The sequence below is a fragment of the Microcoleus sp. PH2017_05_CCC_O_A genome, from assembly GCF_020738785.1.
GTDB lineage: Bacteria > Cyanobacteriota > Cyanobacteriia > Cyanobacteriales > Microcoleaceae > Microcoleus.
Window position 1 is genome coordinate 23,574 of record NZ_JAEQCB010000048.1, and the last position, 17,120, is coordinate 40,693.

General features: G+C 46.4%; 11 protein-coding genes. 6 read left to right on the forward strand and 5 right to left on the reverse strand.

All coding sequences use genetic code 11. The features are described 5' to 3' along the window. Positions 1–126 precede the first annotated feature (126 nt). Both kdpB and kdpA read right to left on the reverse strand, forming a co-directional pair. Entirely contained in the window at positions 127–2,232 is a 2,106-nt protein-coding gene (gene kdpB / locus JGK20_RS12995; RefSeq protein ID WP_293230697.1) for a potassium-transporting ATPase subunit KdpB, read from the reverse strand. 75 nt (positions 2,233–2,307) lie between these two features. Beyond that, positions 2,308–4,068: a potassium-transporting ATPase subunit KdpA gene (gene kdpA / locus JGK20_RS13000; protein WP_293230700.1), complete on the reverse strand. Its 1,761-nt coding sequence runs from the start codon at positions 4,066–4,068 to the stop codon at positions 2,308–2,310. A gap of 355 nt (positions 4,069–4,423) precedes the next feature. On the opposite strand from kdpA, the gene JGK20_RS13005 reads away from it, so the two are divergent. From JGK20_RS13005 to JGK20_RS13020, 4 genes are all read left to right on the forward strand, one after another. Continuing rightward, positions 4,424–5,530, forward strand: a complete 1,107-nt coding sequence (locus JGK20_RS13005; RefSeq protein ID WP_293230703.1) for a HAMP domain-containing sensor histidine kinase — start codon at positions 4,424–4,426, stop codon at positions 5,528–5,530. Beyond that, complete coding sequence (locus JGK20_RS13010) at positions 5,520–6,212, forward strand: response regulator transcription factor (RefSeq protein ID WP_293225486.1); 693 nt, start codon at positions 5,520–5,522, stop codon at positions 6,210–6,212. The genes JGK20_RS13005 and JGK20_RS13010 overlap by 11 nt, the downstream gene beginning before the upstream one ends. 46 nt (positions 6,213–6,258) lie before the next feature. Next, the gene (locus JGK20_RS13015; RefSeq protein WP_293230706.1) at positions 6,259–7,203 is read left to right on the forward strand and encodes an Rpn family recombination-promoting nuclease/putative transposase; all 945 of its coding nucleotides are present in this window, start codon (positions 6,259–6,261) and stop codon (positions 7,201–7,203) included. 65 nt (positions 7,204–7,268) lie between these two features. Next, a complete protein-coding gene (locus tag JGK20_RS13020) occupies positions 7,269–11,537 on the forward strand; it encodes an Ig-like domain-containing protein (RefSeq protein WP_293230709.1) in 4,269 nt (1,422 codons plus the stop codon). Positions 11,538–11,958: 421 nt separating this feature from the next. Here the strand turns inward: JGK20_RS13020 and JGK20_RS13025 are convergent, their stop codons facing one another. Then, positions 11,959–12,906 carry a LysR family transcriptional regulator gene (locus tag JGK20_RS13025; protein ID WP_293192009.1) on the reverse strand — a complete coding sequence of 316 codons (948 nt, stop codon included), beginning with the start codon at positions 12,904–12,906 and terminating at the stop codon, positions 11,959–11,961. A 202-nt stretch (positions 12,907–13,108) separates the two neighbouring features. Here JGK20_RS13025 and JGK20_RS13030 point away from each other — a divergent pair, with 202 nt between their 5' ends. Next, positions 13,109–14,005 carry an aspartoacylase gene (locus tag JGK20_RS13030; RefSeq protein ID WP_293230711.1) on the forward strand — a complete coding sequence of 299 codons (897 nt, stop codon included), beginning with the start codon at positions 13,109–13,111 and terminating at the stop codon, positions 14,003–14,005. Between the two features lie 1,462 nt (positions 14,006–15,467). Here the strand turns inward: JGK20_RS13030 and JGK20_RS13035 are convergent. Together JGK20_RS13035 and tmk are read right to left on the reverse strand one after the other, a co-directional pair. Then, positions 15,468–15,611, reverse strand: coding sequence for a hypothetical protein (locus JGK20_RS13035; protein ID WP_293182746.1), 144 nt, complete (start codon positions 15,609–15,611; stop codon positions 15,468–15,470). Between the two features lie 402 nt (positions 15,612–16,013). After that, complete coding sequence (tmk, locus tag JGK20_RS13040; RefSeq protein ID WP_293196238.1) at positions 16,014–16,658, reverse strand: dTMP kinase; 645 nt, start codon at positions 16,656–16,658, stop codon at positions 16,014–16,016. 104 nt (positions 16,659–16,762) lie between these two features. Between tmk and JGK20_RS13045 the strand changes: the two genes are divergently transcribed. After that, on the forward strand, positions 16,763–17,110 hold the full coding sequence (locus JGK20_RS13045) for a hypothetical protein (protein ID WP_293158409.1): 348 nt from the start codon (positions 16,763–16,765) through the stop codon (positions 17,108–17,110). The last annotated feature ends 10 nt before the right edge of the window (positions 17,111–17,120 follow it).

Consider the following 17,120-nt stretch of genomic DNA (forward strand, 5'->3'; position numbering starts at 1 on the left):
AATATCTGTCTTTCTCTTAGATTTTTTGTGGGAAAATCGAGGCATAGCCTCTGAATCTGCGTTCCCAGGCAGAGCCGGGAAGAGTCATCCGTTACATCCGCCCTGCGAATCGGTAGTCGAAGTTTTTTATGCTAACCCGATCGCAGCAATGAAAACATCAATAATTTTGATGGCGATAAACGGCGCAACTGCTCCGCCCAATCCGTAGATTAAAATGTTCCGCTGCAACAGTTGATTGGCACTTAGTGGTCTAAATTTGACACCAGTTAGTGCCAGGGGAATCAAAGCGGGAATAATCAAAGCATTGTAAACTAATGCTGACAAAACCGCCGATTGACCGCTGGCTAAACCCATGATGTTTAAAGCGCCGACGGGAGCAAACATTGCGGGAATAATTGCGAAGTATTTGGCGATGTCGTTGGCTAGCGAAAACGTAGTCAGCGCGCCGCGAGTAATTAGCAATTGTTTGCCAATTGTCACTAAGTCAATCAGTTTTGTGGGGTCAGAATCTAAGTCCACCATGTTTGCAGCTTCCTTCGCCGCTTGGGTTCCGGAATTCATCGCCAAACCTACGTTTGCTTGGGCTAGGGCGGGTGCGTCGTTGGTTCCGTCTCCCGTCATTGCTACTAATTTACCTTCGGCTTGTTGCTTGCGAATTACTTCGATTTTGTCTTCGGGAGTTGCTTCGGCGATGAAGTCGTCTACTCCGGCTTCGTCGGCAATTACTGATGCTGTAATTCGGTTATCTCCGGTGAGCATGATGGTGCGAATTCCCATTTTTCGCAGTTGGTCAAACCGATCGCGAATTCCGGGTTTAATCACATCTTTCAAATAGATAATTCCGTAGGTGTCGCTACCTTGACAAACGCCTAAGGGTGTGCCTCCCAATCGCGAAACTCGCTCGTAAGCTTCATCGAGATCCGGGCCGAAATTGCCGCCGCGCGATCGCACAAAACCTTTAACCGCATCCACCGCACCCTTGCGAACTTCCGTACCGTCGGGTAAGTCCGTACCAGACATCCGCGTTTTTGCGGAAAAATCAATGCCTTCAGATCCTTGGGAGTTGGTGCGATCGAAATCCACCTGTGCGCCCAAATTCTGAGCCAAACGGACGATCGACTTTCCCTCGGGAGTATCGTCAAAAACGCTCGCAGTCAGCGCTACCTGCGCCACTTCTTGCAGCGAATGACCGTTTACCGGAATGAATTCCTCGGCTAAACGGTTGCCCAGGGTGATTGTCCCGGTTTTGTCCAAAATCAGCGTGTTCACGTCGCCGCAAGCCTCCACGGCGCGTCCAGAGGTCGCTATCACGTTAAATTGAGCGACGCGATCCATCCCCGCAATGCCGATCGCACTTAACAAACCGCCGATCGTTGTCGGAATCAGCGCCACCAACAGCGAAATCAGCGTCACCACACCCACAGGAGTTTTGACATAATTGCCCACGGGCGGAATCGTCGATACCACAATCAAAAACACCAAAGTCAGCACAGCCAGCAGCACTGTCAGCGCGATCTCGTTCGGCGTTTTCGAGCGTTCAGCGCCCTCCACCAGCGCGATCATCCTGTCCAAAAACCCCTTACCGGGGTCGGCCATCACCCGCAGCGTCAGTTCGTCAGAAAGGATGCGCGTACCGCCGGTGACGGAACTGGCGATGTCCGAACCCGGTTCCTTAAGCACTGGCGCGGATTCCCCGGTGATCGCAGATTCGTCTACGGATGCGACACCTGCGATCACTTCGCCGTCGGAAGGAATGACATCGCCTGCGATCACTTTAATTTGGTCGCCGCGTCTGAGAGATGTCGAACTAACTTCTTGAATTGAACCGTCTGGTAAGAGTTTGCGGGCTGTGGTATCTGCTTTTGTCGATCGCAGGGCATCTGCTTGGGCTTTGCCACGGCCTTCTGCTACCGCTTCTGCAAAATTAGCAAATACTAAGGTGAAGAACAAAATAAACGTGACTAAACCGTTGAAAACTACCTGATTTTTGCCGGGAACCGGGCCGAACAGCGTGGGGTCGATCGTTAATAATGCAGTCACAATTGTGCCTACCCATACCACAAACATCACCGGGTTTTTCAGCATCACCCGAGGATCTAGTTTGATAAAAGCTTCTTTGAAAGCTCTTTGATAAAGGCCTTTAGTATTTGCTTTTGGCGTATGTTTGCGAGACTCGCGAGAGCCTCTGGAACGGGGATTTTTTGGGGAATCAGGGGTATTGGAAGTAGCCATAATTTGGAATTTTAATGAACCGCAGAGGACGCAGAGAACGCAGAGAAAGAGAATAGTGAGGTTGATGTTTTTTAGCTATTGAGGTTGAGCAGTTGGTGTTGCTAAAGGTGTTGTGGGTGCAGTTACGGGTGCGGCTTCAAACTTGCCGCTGCTGATTTCATATCCTTCTGCGATCGGCCCTAAAGCTAGGACTGGGAAAAATGTCAGCGCGCCCAAAATGATGATTACTCCTGCGGTGACGCTGGTGAACAAAATCGAATCTGTTCTCAGTGTTCCGGTTGTTTCAGGAACCAGTTGTTTGTTCGTCATGCTGTCAGCTAACAGCAGCAGTGCAACAATTGGAACGTAGCGCCCCATCAGCAAGCTAAAACAAGTGCTTAAATTCCACCAAAGTCCTGTCGGTGCGGGTTGAGAATCGCCCAATCCTTCAAAGCCAGAACCGTTATTAGCCGCCGCTGAAGCGTATTCGTACATCACCTGCGAAATGCCGTGAAATTCTGGGTTGCTGATGCCGCTCAAGCTGTCGGGAAAGGCGAGGGTAATCGCGCCGGGGATTAAAACTGCGATCGGGTGAATCAACAAAACAACGCTAGCTAAAACAATTTCCCGCTTTTCAATTTTTCGTCCCAAAAATTCCGGCGTTCTCCCCACCATCAATCCGGTGAGAAATACGCTCAAAATGGAGTAAATAAATAAGTAAGCCGTTCCCGTTCCCTGTCCGCCCCAAACAATTTGGAGAAACAAGTTAAACAAAGTAGCAAAACCCCCTGGCGGCATTAAAGAATCGTGCATTCCGTTGACAGCCCCGCACATTGTCCCAGTCGTAGTGACAGCCCAAAGTACAGTTTCTGCCCAACCGAATCTAACTTCTTTCCCTTCTAAGTTTGGTTGCACGGAACCGAGCAAACTATTAATTTGGGGATTGCCTTGATATTCGCCAACTGCTGCAATGCCGATCAAAATTACATAGATGGCAAACACCATCCCAAAAATCAGCCATCCCTGCTTTTTATTGTTAGCAAATCTGCCGTAGGTGTGAATTAGTGCTGCTGGTATAGAAACCATTGCTAGTGTTTCCAGCAGGTTAGTAAAAGGGTTGGGATTTTCAAAAGGGTGAGCCGAGTTAATGGCAAAGAATCCGCCGCCGTTTTCTCCCAGTTGTTTGATGCTTTCAAAGTGAGCGACTGGGCCGCGAGCAATTACTTGAGTGCCGCCTTCTAAGGTACGCGCAACTGCTGGGCCGGCTAGGGTTTCCGGCACTCCAGAAATTAGTAAGCACAAGCCAATTATCAAAGAAAGTGGCAGCAGAATCCGGGTGATAGATTGAATTAAATCGATATAAAAGTTGCCGAGGGGGCGACCTGTCAGTCCCCGAATAAAGGCAATTCCTACTGCTAAACCCGTGGCTGCTGAGGTGAACATTAAAAAACCCAGGGTTAACTGGGATAAATAACTGAATGTTGTCTCGCCTGAGTAATGTTGTTGGTCGGTATTTGTGAGGAATGAAATAGTTGTATGCAGCGCCGTATCCCAGGTTGGTGCGCTGAGGCTGGTGGGATTTAAAGGCAGCAGTCCCTGAAGCATGAAAATCAAGAATACAAATATGCCCATTGCTGCATTGCTGTATAATAGCGATCGGGCATACTGCCAGCCTGTCATGGAATCTACAGACCGAATATTGCTGGCTTTATAGATGAGTTGTTCTAGTGGTTTAATTGCGGGGTCGAGAATGGTTCGTTCTCCCATGTACACCCGTGCCATGTAGTTGCCGAACACGGGCGCGATCGCGATTAAAATGATTAGGGTTAATGCAATTTGAATTAAGCCTTGTAACATAAGTGTGTTAAAAATTCCTCGTTTAGTGATTACTTTACTGAGGTTTGGGGTTGTTGATAATCTGTCTTAAGGTATAAATTACTGTTTATTAATTCTGCTTTTTTTACCTATACTTTTACTGATAGGCGAATGTTTAGCCAATGTATTAAATCTATACTTGCAGGTATAAATGCTGTCTAAACGCTGTTTTTTGCGCCAAAATGTAGTTGATATTTCAATACGGTTTACTTAACGCTTTTTGACGAATTTACTATCGCGATTTTATAGGCGATGCAGGCATTTTTCATGAATCAGATTGTTTTTAAGTTAACTGTATTGGTTGATATTTTACAAGCTTAAAATGGATTAATTAGAGATGTTTGACAGCTTATTGAAAATTCCCAAAATTTTGGTGTTTCAAGAAAAGTATTTGCGCGGAAGGTGGTCGATCGCAATTTTATTCGCGATCGTTATAGCACTGGAATTTACCACGCCGTCAGAATATCTGTTTGGGTATTTGTATACAGGGCCGATTTTACTGGCAAATTCGCGGTTGAGTCGGTTGGGAAAGTTGCAAATTACGCTGTTAGCAGCAGCATTGACGCTGTTGAACTTGTTTGTTCCCTATGGAGAAACGATCGCCCTAGCGACTGTTGCAAATAGGGCGATCGCAGTTATGGCTTTGGGAGTCACGGCATATTTGAGCGATCGCACCCAGCAGTATCAAGAAGCGATCGCGATCGCCAAAGCGCAGTTGCAATCTCAGCAGCAGCTAGCCAGCATCCGAGAGGATTTTGTCTCTACTTTGAGTCACGACTTGAAAACGCCGATGCTGGGCGCAATTGAAACAATCAAAGCTTTTCAGGGAGCAAACTTTGGGGAAGTGACTACCAGCCAACAAAAAGTTCTCGAAACAATGGCGCGATCGCAAAAAATGTCACTACAATTAGTAGAAACGCTGCTGGATGTTTACCGCAACGATGCCGAAGGTTTAAAACTGCAACTTGCGCCCGTAAATTTAGCAGCTTTAGCAGAAGAAGTAATTGCCACACTCATCCATTTATCGGCAGCGCGCCGAGTTTATATTAGTATAAGTTACGGAGAGTCTGACTTTCGCCGTTCTTTGTGGGTAAACGGCGATGAAGTGCAACTCCAGCGCGTTTTTGTTAATTTGCTAACAAACGCGATCAACCATTCTCCCCGAGGTGGTAAAGTAGAAATAGTCATGGAATCTTACGCAACCGATCAGGTGGTGAAAGTTATCGATAGCGGGTTGGGAATTACTAGCGATGAGCTGCCCCACTTGTTCGAGCGTTTTTATCAAGGAAATGGCGATCGGCAAGCCAAAGGATCGGGATTGGGGTTATACTTATCTCGCCAAATTATTGACGCCCACGGCGGTATAATTTGGGCAGAAAACAAATTGCCTTTAGGTGCCTTGTTTGGATTCCGACTACCAGCTATCTCCGCCAATGAAACCTAATTCTCCCTTGCGAATTCTCTTAGTTGAAGACGACGAACTATTTCGGTTGGGACTGCAAACCAGATTGCAGCAAGAAAGTTCCTTGCAAATAATTGCCGAGGCGGAAGATGGAGAAACGGCGGTAGAATTGACTCAGGAACACTTGCCGGATGTGGTGGTTCTCGATGTCGGTTTGCCGGGAATTGGTGGCATTGAAGCCTGTCGGCAAATTAAACAGAGACATCCAGAAATTCCGGTTTTAATTTTAACATCTCACGCCCAAAAAACGTTAATTGAAAGGTTGATTGCTGCGGGAGCCCAAGGATATTGTCTCAAGGGAATTGCCGCAGAAACTTTGGTTTTGGCAATTCGATCGGTAGCGGCGGGCGCTTCTTGGTGGGACAAGGCCGCAACTGCGGAAATTCGGGCGGTTTTTAGTAATCCCGAACCTGTCAAAAGCGCGAGTAAATGGGAAGTTTTAGACAATCCGCTGACTCCGAGGGAACAGGAAATATTAGCCTTAGTTGCGGGCGGGAAAAGCAATCAGGAGATTGCACAAATATTGTACATCGCTCCGGGGACTGTGCGGGTGCACGTCCACGCGATTTTGCAAAAGTTAGAAGTGCGCGATCGCACTCAAGCAGCAGTGCTCGCTATTCAGAAAGGATTGGTAGCAGAGGAACTGTTAGGCAGTCAATCTTAAGTCTGGTAGTTTATAATGATAGACAAAACCTCGATCGCTAAAAACTATGGGTTTTATCAATCCCAAACTATATTTGGCCTTCACGAAGATATTCTGTTCTAACGAAAGCCGAGAAATTTTGATGAGTTTTTTGAACGCTATGCTTTATGCAGGCGAATCTGCGATCGAAGATTTAGAAATCATCCCTCCTTATTTATCTGCTGAGATTTTTGGAAGTAAAGACACTTATTTAGATGTCAAAGCTAAAATTAATGATGGCAAAACTGTGATTGTCACAATCCAAGTTTTGAACGTGGCAAAATATCGTAAGCGAGTTTTATATAATGCTGCTAAAACTTATGGAATGCAATTAAATCTAAGCGATCGCTATCAAAGACTCAGGCCAGTAATTGCTTTGAATATCACAGACTTTGAAATGTTTCCCAATCAATTGGAAGTAATTTCGAGATTTGCTTTCAAAGAAACACAAAGATTATTCGATTATCCCGATAGCGAGATTGAGTTGGTGTTTATCGAACTGCCAAAATTCAAAAAGGAATTGGATCAGTTGACAACGCTGACGGACAAGTGGATTTATTTTGTCAAAAATACCAGTAACCTAGAAACTGTTCCCGATACAATGGTTGCGGTGCCAGAAATTGAAAGAGCTTTTCAGATTGCTAACGACACGAATCTGAGTCAAAAAGACTTAGATGAATTGCAAAAACAAGAGTTTTGGATTCAAGATCAACAAGGGGCGATCGATCTAGCGGCTCAGCAAGCTATAGAACGAGGCATGGAACGAGGCATGGAACGAGGCAAGTCAGAATTAATAGTCCGGAATATTAGGAGGCTAATTGGTGAAATTTCTCCAGACATTCAGACACAGATATGCGAGTTGAATCTTGAGAATTTGGATGATTTAGGAGATGCGATGTTTGATTTTGAAAGTGTTTCAGATTTGGTGACTTGGTTGCAGCAACATTCCCGAAATTTTACGGATGACATTTAATATCTGAGTTTGGTATATTTGGCATATATTTAAGTTATCGACGGTCATCAAACCAGAGGTGTTTTGTGCCAAATTTTATCAATTCTGTTATGAGTTCGATCGCCTTTTTCGACTCTGCCGTACCCGATATCCACAATCTTTGCAACGGTATGGCCGCCGGAATAGAAGTAATTATCCTTGATGCAGCGCGGGATGGAGTAGCACAAATTACGGAAGTGCTAGGGAGTCGCAGCAATATTAAAAGCATTCATATTATCTCCCACGGTCGATCGGCGAGTTTGCAACTAGGCGCGATCGATCTAAACTTGACAAATTTAAACTTTTATGATGAAAAATTGCAGCAATGGTCGCGATCGCTGGCAGAGAGTGCAGAGATTTTGCTGTACGGGTGCGAGGTAGCGGCGGGCGATGCGGGCGCTAACTTCGTGCAGCAACTGAGTCAGCTAACAAAGGCAAAAATCGCTGCTTCCAGGGGGCCGATCGGCAATTCAGCTTTAGGCGGAGATTGGCTGCTAGATTATACAACGGGAAGGATTGTTGCTGGAATGGCGATCGACCCAGCCACAATGGCCGCTTATCAATTTATTTTCGGCAATATCCTCTACGACGGGGCAAGTAACTTTCCACCGCCTGCTGGATCTCCCGGTATAGGGGCATGCGTCTTAGCTACTGGTGCGTACTTCCCCAACAGTGGCATTGATACTGGTAGCGTAACGGGGGCTAATAGCACCACAGGTTATGCAGGGTACACGAATTATCAATACACTCCGCCACCAATAGGAATATTTACTCCAATCAACCCAGCTTTACCACCCCTGAACCGCATCAACGGTTACAGCGTTTCTTTTAGGATGCTGGTTGGGGCTGAAAACAGTAATAGTAACGATCGCGCCGGTTTCAGCATCATCGCCATTAGCAGCGACGGTCAAAACGGCATTGAACTCGGTTTCACCAACCGCAACCTCGACCCTTTTGGAGGCATTTTTGCTCAAAACGGTGGCGCATCCCCAACTCTGTTTACTCGCGGGGAAAATGCACCTGTTAATATCAGCAATCCAACCGACTACAAACTTGTTGTTCAAGGAAGCACTTACACCCTGTTTGCTGATGGCGCAGCCATACCAAACCTGACAAATCAGCCGCTACGGAACTACACGGCATTTAATCCAGCAACCAGCCAGCCACCTTTGCCCTACAATCCCTACAGCCAGCCAAACTTCTTATTTTTCGGGGATGCGACGGATCAAGCAAGTGCCAGTTTTAGGCTGGGCCAGATATCTGTTAATAGCTTCCCGGTGGCAACTCCTGACACTTATACCGTGTTGCACGATCGAGTGCTCAACGGATTTCCATCGTTTTTAATCAATGACACAGACAGCGATAACTTTTTTGGTCAGTTAGTTCTCGGCTTAGTAAAAGCTCCTAGCAACGGTAAACTCTTATTTAATCCCTTCGGCGATTTCACTTATACTCCTAATCCTGGCTTTGTCGGAATTGATACCTTCATCTACAGCCTTAGCGACGGGACTGATACTGTCCCCGGTACGGTGAGTATTAATGTTACTAACACTCCGCCAAAAGCCAATCTCGACATCTACAAAGTCACGCACGATAAAGTGCTGACTGGGTTTCCATCTGTCTTATTGAATGATTTCGACAGCGACTTTTTCGACACGTTGAGTGCCGCACTCGTTACAGCCCCGACTAAAGGTAAACTCGTACTCAACTCGAAAGGGGATTTCACTTACACTCCTAATCCAGGCTTTGTCGGAATTGATACTTTCATTTATGCCGTTAGCGACGGCATTGCGACAGTCCCTGGTACGGTGAATATTGATGTTACCAACAGTACGCCGATCGCCAATGACGACACTTACATCGTCAGGCACGATCGCGTGTTGACCGGATTTCCATCCGTCTTATTCAATGACTTCGACCCCGACATTTTCGACACGTTGACTGCTGCTGTTGTCACACAACCGACTAAAGGTAAACTCGTACTCAATCCCAAGGGTGACTTCATTTACACTCCCAGCCCCGGATTTGTCGGAGTTGATACTTTCATTTATAGCGCTAGCGACGGCGCTGCGACTATCCCCGCTACGGTGAATATTAATGTTACCAACAGTGTGCCGATCGCACAACCTGACACCTACAGCACCAGTGCGGGAAAAGCCCTCAGCGAAATATTGCCGGGAGTTTTAGCCAACGATTCCGACGCGGACTTGGACACGCTGACTGCTGCGTTGGCGGCCAACCCGACGAAAGGGTCGATCGCCCTCAGCAAAGACGGTTCTTTCACCTATACTGCTAAGGCAGGCTTTACTGGAACAGACACATTTAGCTACACAGTCAGCGACGGCATAGTTAGCTCTCCACCAGCTACCGTGACTGTAAACGTCAACAATAACCCGCCTGTCGCGATTCCTGACAACTATACAACTCCTTTTAATACCCCTCTCAATGTGGCCGGCTTGGGAGTCTTAATTAACGATACAGACCCGGAAAACGATCCGTTGACTGCGATTTTGGTGGCCCTGCCGACTAAAGGGTCGATCGCCCTCAATGCTAACGGTTCCTTCGGTTACACTCCGAATGCTGGTTTTGCAGGGACAGACTCTTTTACCTACAAAGCTAATGACGGAAAAGCTGATTCTGCGATCGTCACAGCAAGTATTGTTGTCAACAACTCTCCAACTCCAACTCCGGTAACAACTCCAACTCCGACTCCGACTCCGACTCCGACTCCGACTCCGACTCCGACTCCAACTCCGACTCCGACTCCGACTCCAACTCCGACTCCGACTCCGACTCCGACTCCGACTCCGACTCCGACTCCAACTCCGACTCCGACTCCGACTCCGACTCCGACTCCAACTCCGACTCCGACTCCGACTCCGACTCCGACTCCGACTCCAACTCCGGCGGAAAGTCCAACTCCGACTCCGACTCCGACTCCGGCGACAACTCCGACTCCGACTCCGACTCCGACTCCGGCGGAAAGTCCAACTCCGACTCCGACTCCGACTCCGGCGGAAAGTCCAACTCCGACTCCGACTCCGACTCCGGTAACAACTCCGACTCCGGTAACAACTCCGACTCCGGTAACAACTCCGACTCCGGTAACAACTCCGACTCCGGTAACAACTCCGGCGGAAAGTCCAACTCCGACTCCGACTCCGACTCCAAATCCTGTTGACTCTGACAGCGTTGGTGGCGGTAATGCCGACGATCGCACTTGCGACGAAATTACCTTACCTGCGATCGATTCGATTCCAGGGCCGAATTCAGTCGATCGCACTTTCAACGGCACTGAGGGCAACGATTTCCTCATCGGTAGCAATCTCAACGACGCTATCAACGGTTTCAACGGGAACGACATTCTGCTGGGCGGAAGCGGTAACGACAATATTTATGGCGGGCGGCCCAGCAATATCCCTCTTGGCCCGAATGCAGACAAAGACTTGCTATTTGGCGGCAGAGGTAATGATTACCTCAACGGGGATGCCGGCGACGATCTCATTTTCGGTGGTAAAGGCGATGATGTGGCGATCGGTGGCAAAGACGATGACTTGATTTGGGGTGACAAGGGAAACGACACTCTGGTGGGGGCTGAGGGTAACGACTGCTTGTTTGGAGGCAGTTTTGACCCGTCTAGCCCGGACTCTACCGGACGCGATTTGCTGTTTGGCGGTGCTGGTAACGACTTCTTGAATGGAGGAGATGCTGCGGATACTCTGGGCGGTGGAGAGGGCAACGATACGCTGAACGGCGGTAAGGGCGATGATGTTCTGGTGGGGGGTACGGGCAACGATCTGCTGTTGGGCGATCGCGGCAGCGACAGCATTTGCGGCGCCGATGGGGACGATACTATTTTCGGCGATCGCGCGATTCCCTACGGGATAGCTACGCTTCACGACTTAAACGGATCTCCAGATTCCCTCTGTGGCGGTGCGGGTAACGATTTGCTGTTTGGTAACGGCGGTAATGACAACCTCTGCGGTGATGAGGGCAATGATACTCTGTACGGCGGTAAGGGTGATGATACTTTGACTGGGGGTTTAGGTAACGATATTCTCAGTGGTGGCATTGGGCGCGATCGCTTTATTTTAACCGCAGGTGAAGGCAGCGATGTCATTGCTGATTTCACTAAAGGTGAAGATTTGCTAGTGTTAGCGGGCGGTTTAACTTTTGCTCAACTCACTATTACCCAAAGCCCTAATGCAGGTGCGATCGCGATTTCTCAGAACGGTCAACTGTTGGCTACGGTCAATAAAGTGGCTGGTAGTGCGATCGATCGCAGTGATTTTATCCTGTTTGGGCGATCGAACTAGCCGTAGGGTGCGTCAGTTTAATCTCAATCATCACGGACAATCTCGGAACTGACGCACCATGGAATAAATGGTGTGTCAGTTCCGAGATGATGAATTGGTCGCGAAAATCTCACGCTTCTGACACACCCTACTTCTACGAATACAGTGGCTGGTAGTGCGATCGAGCGCAGTGATTTTATCCTGTTTGGGCGATAAAATTAGCCGTAGGGTGCGTCAGGAAAGAGCATTCTCACATACAAAAAATCCCATTCTGACGCACCATTTATTCTGTGGTGCGTCAGTTTTTAGATTGTCATATCGTTTCCGGTTGTATGGGAATGATTTAACCGCAGAGGGCGCAGAGGACACAGAGAGAGAATAGAGAGATTAATAATAATTCCTATGCAACCGGAAACGATATCAGTTTGTCGCAAAAATCTCTCTAGCTGACACACTCTACTTCTAATTCTGACGCTGAAATAATCGATGTTTCCGGCTGATAAATTGAGAGGCTTTTAATAATCTCCAGAAATTGCTGCAAAATAGTCGATGAATCATTCTGCCGCCAAACCGCAGTTAAGTTAGTGGTTGTCGTTTGTTCCAGAATCGGACGATAGACCACTCCTTTGCGTTGAAGATTCTGGACGTGAGATGGCAGAATGCTAATACCAGTTTCGCCTGCAACCAACCCCAAAATCGTGACCATAAAGACGGCTGTTTGAACAACTTTCGGCACAAATCCTGCTTGCGAACATAGATGGTAAATTTGTTCAGACAAACCCGCCACAACTTGATGCAGGGGCATGACAAATTCTTCATTTTTTACGTCAGCAAGCGAAATTTGGGATTTGGCTGCCAGCGGATGGTTTTTAGGTAAAACGGCGACAAGTGGTTCTTCCGTGATAGACATCGTTTCTAAATCATTGTCTTCCGAGATTTCGTGGTAGAGATACAGAAAAATGATATCAGTTTGGCGATCGCGCAATCTCTGAATTAGAAAAGCACTATTTTCTTCCTGTAAAATCAGTTTTACCTCTGGATATCGCTGTCGAAACGTTCGCAGCATCTCTGGAAAGACACCATTCGCGATCGAACTCGTAAAACTCACCGTCAAGTGACCCAATTCACCTTGATGAATGCGCTGGGTTTTATGTACCCCTTGTTCTAACAGTGCCAGAGTTGCACGAGATTCTTCTAAAAACGCCTGTCCTGCTGGAGTTAGCCCAATTGGGTGACTTTTGCGATCGAATAGTTGCACGCCCAATTCAGTCTCCAAATCTTTAATTTGGTTGCTTAGGGGCGGTTGCGAAATGTGCAATCGCTTTGCCGCATTGGTAAAGCTCAGTTCGTCTGCCACTGCAATGAAGTAACGGAGATGGCGAAGTTCCATAGATTTTAGATGTTAAACTTTAAACTTGGAAATGAATAATTACTATAGCGGTTATTGAGTAGATACTGCCATACTTCTTGAGTATATTCTTATATTAAAAAAAGTATTTGACATCTAATAATAACTTGTTTATTCTGGAATTAATAGTTAGAAGGTTTGGCGAATAATTACGATTTTAATTATCACAAAACGAGGATTATTTATGTTGTCGCACGTAATTCGACGAGTTGCAGTTGTCGGAGGAACCCACGGAAATGAGTTAACAGGAGTTTACCTGACTAAGAAGTTTCAACAATTCCCAGACTTGCTGAAACGATCGACCTTTGAGACAGTTGCCTTATTAGCCAACCCGAAAGCGGTGGCGCTGAATCGGCGTTATGTCGATCGCGATTTGAACCGTTGCTTTAGCCGCGCAGATTTGGCTAACCCAGACTTGACGGGTTACGAGGACACACGCGCTAAGGAAATCTCCGCCCAACTATGTCCTAAAGACCAAAACGGGGCTGATTTCATTATCGACCTCCACAGCACAACGGCGAACATGGGGCTGACAATTTTACCGTCTAGCAAACATCCATTCAATTTACAATTATTAGCCTATTTAAGCGAACTCGATCGCTCAGTTCGAGTTTGTTTCCGAGATGAGGATGGTCAGGATTCGCCAATGTTGCGATCGCTATCTGCTTTTGGTTGCACGATAGAAGTTGGGCCCATCGCCCAGGGAGTCGTTAATGCCCATCTGTTTCAGCAAACCGAAAGGCTGGTTCGCACCATTGTAGATTATCTCGATGCCACAAATCGGGGCAATCCGCTAGTTATACCATCATATTTAACTGCATATCAGGCGATCGTTTCCGTAGACTACCCGAGAAATGCTGTAGGTGAAATGCAAGCCACTATCCATCCCCAACTTCAGTTTAAAGATTACGAACCCTTACATCCCGGTGAACCGATGTTTCTCACATTTACGGGAGAATCGCTCCCCTATCAAGGAGAATCTACAGTTTTCCCTGTATTCATTAACGAAGCTGCTTATTATGAAAAGCACATAGCGATGCTTTTGACGAAAAAACAACAGCTTCACCTTGAAACTGCATAAAATCCTGTCCCGTCAATTACCAGCAATAAAAAAGGTTTGTAGTGAGGACTTCAGTCCGCATCCATCCCAGGACAGAATTTCCAACTATTGAACCAATCTTACTAAGGTTTGTAGTGAGGACTTCAGTCCGCATCCATCCCAGGACAGAATTTCCAACTATCGAACCAATCTTACTAAGGTTTGTAGTGAGGACTTCAGTCCGCATCCATCCCAGGACAGAATTTCCAACTATCGAACCAATCTTACTAAGGTAATTCGAGCGGACATGATAGACAGCCTTTCTCAAAAATATGAGGTATGACTGAAAGCTTATATAACGACGAAACTAAGAGGGCTAAAGCCCAACTACATACCTCATCTTTCGATCGGGCATGATAGATATAACTCCCCAATGATTCAAAATATGACTTTTATGACATTAGGGTTATGACTTTTATGAATTCAAACAATGAATTTATGAAGTGACGTATCATCTCGCCTGTGTAATAATGTTAATTAACTTCAAGTCAATAAGTATTAGGTAAATGTAGGCAAAAAGGTGTGGGTAGATGGTGGGTAGGTAGGGTGAGAGGTAGTGAGCAAATCCCCCCCAAGTATGTTGGCGATGTAATCGGGCTTTAAGGGGCTGTTTTTACCCTTTTCCGGGGCTAATAAACGCGAGATGCTATCGGAAATGAATGATTTTGTATTACTGCGGGGAATGTGTACTACAGGAAGCGGTAGGTAGGTTTGTTTTGGCTGTTTATTCAGGGTGAAAACCCCATATGCAGATTACATATGGACTATCGAATGGGAATATAGACAATAAAAAACCCGCCTTATTAGGGCGGGCTGGATTGGGGGGGGTTAGATGTCAGTTAGTTGAACCGTTGTGTCAATCCCTAGGTAATGGCGTTGGATGACCTCTACGCTGTTACCGCAGGCGGTAGCTAACAGAAGTAAGTCAGTGCCAGCGTGGGCTTGTAGGGTGATGAACGTATGGCGGGTATGGTAGATAGATAAGCGAGAACTTATCGCGCCAGAATCAGCCAATCCCGAAACAATACCAGGGTAGACGTACTTAATACCATTCTTTATTGAATTCCTATGGTCTCAGGGACGTGGTTGCTTTTTGCTTGCATATTCAGTTTTCAACGTTCTGTAAGGGCTTAAATTTCTATCAGGCTTCTATCAAACTAGCTGTTTATTCCCACCTGATAGTCCATATTTAATGTACATATGTAGGTTATAGTATGAGTATAGCAGGTTGTTAGCAAGTTGAGTACATTTTGACAACAACAGCCAACCCAAATGGGATAACAGTCTAGAAACCACAGCAGCAACTATTCCGAAACATTAGACAAGATTGCAAAAGTCCTTATTAATCAAATTTTGGGACGGGCTAGAAGCCCATCCCACAAGAAAAAAGATTTTTGTGGGATGGGCTTTGAGCATCGTCCTAAATATTTTTGCAAGAAGTCTATTAGCCGATCGCCCTACAACCCCACGAATCTGTCTTCTGGGAGGCTTTGGGAGCCCGATCGACCAAATACCTGTCAATTAAACTGGTATTTTTAGCTTGGGGATTTATGGCAATTACTCGCGTTTCTGTAGACTCAGCAGGCAATCAGGCGATCGCCCCTGGAGATTTCCTCTCTGTTTAGATATCTGGTTAGCAAAAAAAATCGGTAGTGCTGTCCCCACGGGCGAATCTTGTATACAAGACAACACGCTTGCGATAAGACTGTCTTGCGGATAACAAGGATGTGAAAAAGAGACACTGCGATCGATCTCTGGGCAGCCCTATCATCAAAAAAGCTTAACCCAAGCGTATGGGAATGTATTCAGGTTTTAACCAGTAAAGTGCTGGGATTTTTTGTCGGTTAATTTCGGTTAATTATATTCACGGCGCTGGGACAAAAGGAAGAAACCGGGTTTTTCATCGATATTGAGAATTTTTAGGAAATATTTCCTAAAAAACCCGGTTTCTGGCCGCCTATGTCATTCTAATTTTCCGAATTGGGATTATTTAGTATCCCCAAACTTCTAACTTGTGACTTACGATACCTTGAATTTGCTGGGCGATCGCATCTTCAGGGCGATCGGCATCGATCCGGAAAATTCGAGATTTATGTTCCTCGGCCAACTCCGTAAAACCTTGCTGTACGCGCTTGTGAAACTGCAAATCAGCTTGCTCGATCCGATCGCGCTCTCCTCTGGCCCTTACCCTTGTCAAACCCGCCTCCACATTAATATCCAGCCACAAAGTCAGATCGCTTTCCAAGCCGCCGGTGGCAATTGCATTCAACTGCTTAATTAAATTTAAATTAAGATTGCGGCCGTAGCCCTGATAAGCAATCGTGGAGTCTGTAAAGCGATCGCATAAAACAATCGTTCCTTTCGATAACTCGGGTTTAAGAAAAGTTTCGACGTGCTGAGCGCGATCGGCAGCGTACATGAGTAATTCTGCTACATCAGATACAGATTCACCCGGATCTTGTTTGAGTAACAAATGCCGCAGTCCTTTTCCCAACTCCGTACCCCCCGGTTCGCGAGTAGCCACCAACCGGACTTTCTGAAAATAACTTACTTGCAGCCAATGTATCAATCGCTGCATTTGTGTAGTTTTTCCAGCACCTTCTACCCCCTCAAATACGATAAGTTTGCCCTTCATTGCCTAACTTTGCACCTCAATAAAATAAATATGAATCCTCCCGTATATCTGTTCTAGGTTCGGTATGATAATAAAGTCTCAGTGCCTCATGGTTGGAGTTTTCTATGGCTCGCTATACTGGTTTTTTTATCGTTGCAGTTCCGATCGACCGTCTCCGTCAATCCCTGATTGAAATTTTAGAGTCATGCAATCTTGATATTATCTACAATACAGGAGATTCCCTGATGGCTCGCGAACTTCCGGGTCAAGTTTCGATTCCGAAACTGGTCACCGCCGAAGTCCTAATTGAGAAAAACACGGCTAGTGACTCAGAAGTTCGCATGAACTTCGTAATCAAAAACGAGGAATTGCCCCTGCAAACCAATAACCACTGCCGTCAAATGTTCGAGCTAGTCAGTCGTTCAGTTATGAAAAACAATAACTGGCGGCTTTTGGAGAGTATGGCACTGTAGCCATAAATCA

Coding starts and splice junctions, on each gene's coding strand:
- JGK20_RS13045 (WP_293158409.1), top strand. CDS start 16,763: ATGGCTCGCTATACTGGTTTTTTTATCGTTGCAGTTCCGATCGACCGT.
- JGK20_RS13030 (WP_293230711.1), top strand. CDS start 13,109: ATGTTGTCGCACGTAATTCGACGAGTTGCAGTTGTCGGAGGAACCCAC.
- tmk (WP_293196238.1), bottom strand. CDS start 16,658: ATGAAGGGCAAACTTATCGTATTTGAGGGGGTAGAAGGTGCTGGAAAA.
- JGK20_RS13015 (WP_293230706.1), top strand. CDS start 6,259: ATGGGTTTTATCAATCCCAAACTATATTTGGCCTTCACGAAGATATTC.
- kdpB (WP_293230697.1), bottom strand. CDS start 2,232: ATGGCTACTTCCAATACCCCTGATTCCCCAAAAAATCCCCGTTCCAGA.
- JGK20_RS13005 (WP_293230703.1), top strand. CDS start 4,424: ATGTTTGACAGCTTATTGAAAATTCCCAAAATTTTGGTGTTTCAAGAA.
- JGK20_RS13025 (WP_293192009.1), bottom strand. CDS start 12,906: ATGGAACTTCGCCATCTCCGTTACTTCATTGCAGTGGCAGACGAACTG.
- JGK20_RS13010 (WP_293225486.1), top strand. CDS start 5,520: ATGAAACCTAATTCTCCCTTGCGAATTCTCTTAGTTGAAGACGACGAA.
- kdpA (WP_293230700.1), bottom strand. CDS start 4,068: ATGTTACAAGGCTTAATTCAAATTGCATTAACCCTAATCATTTTAATC.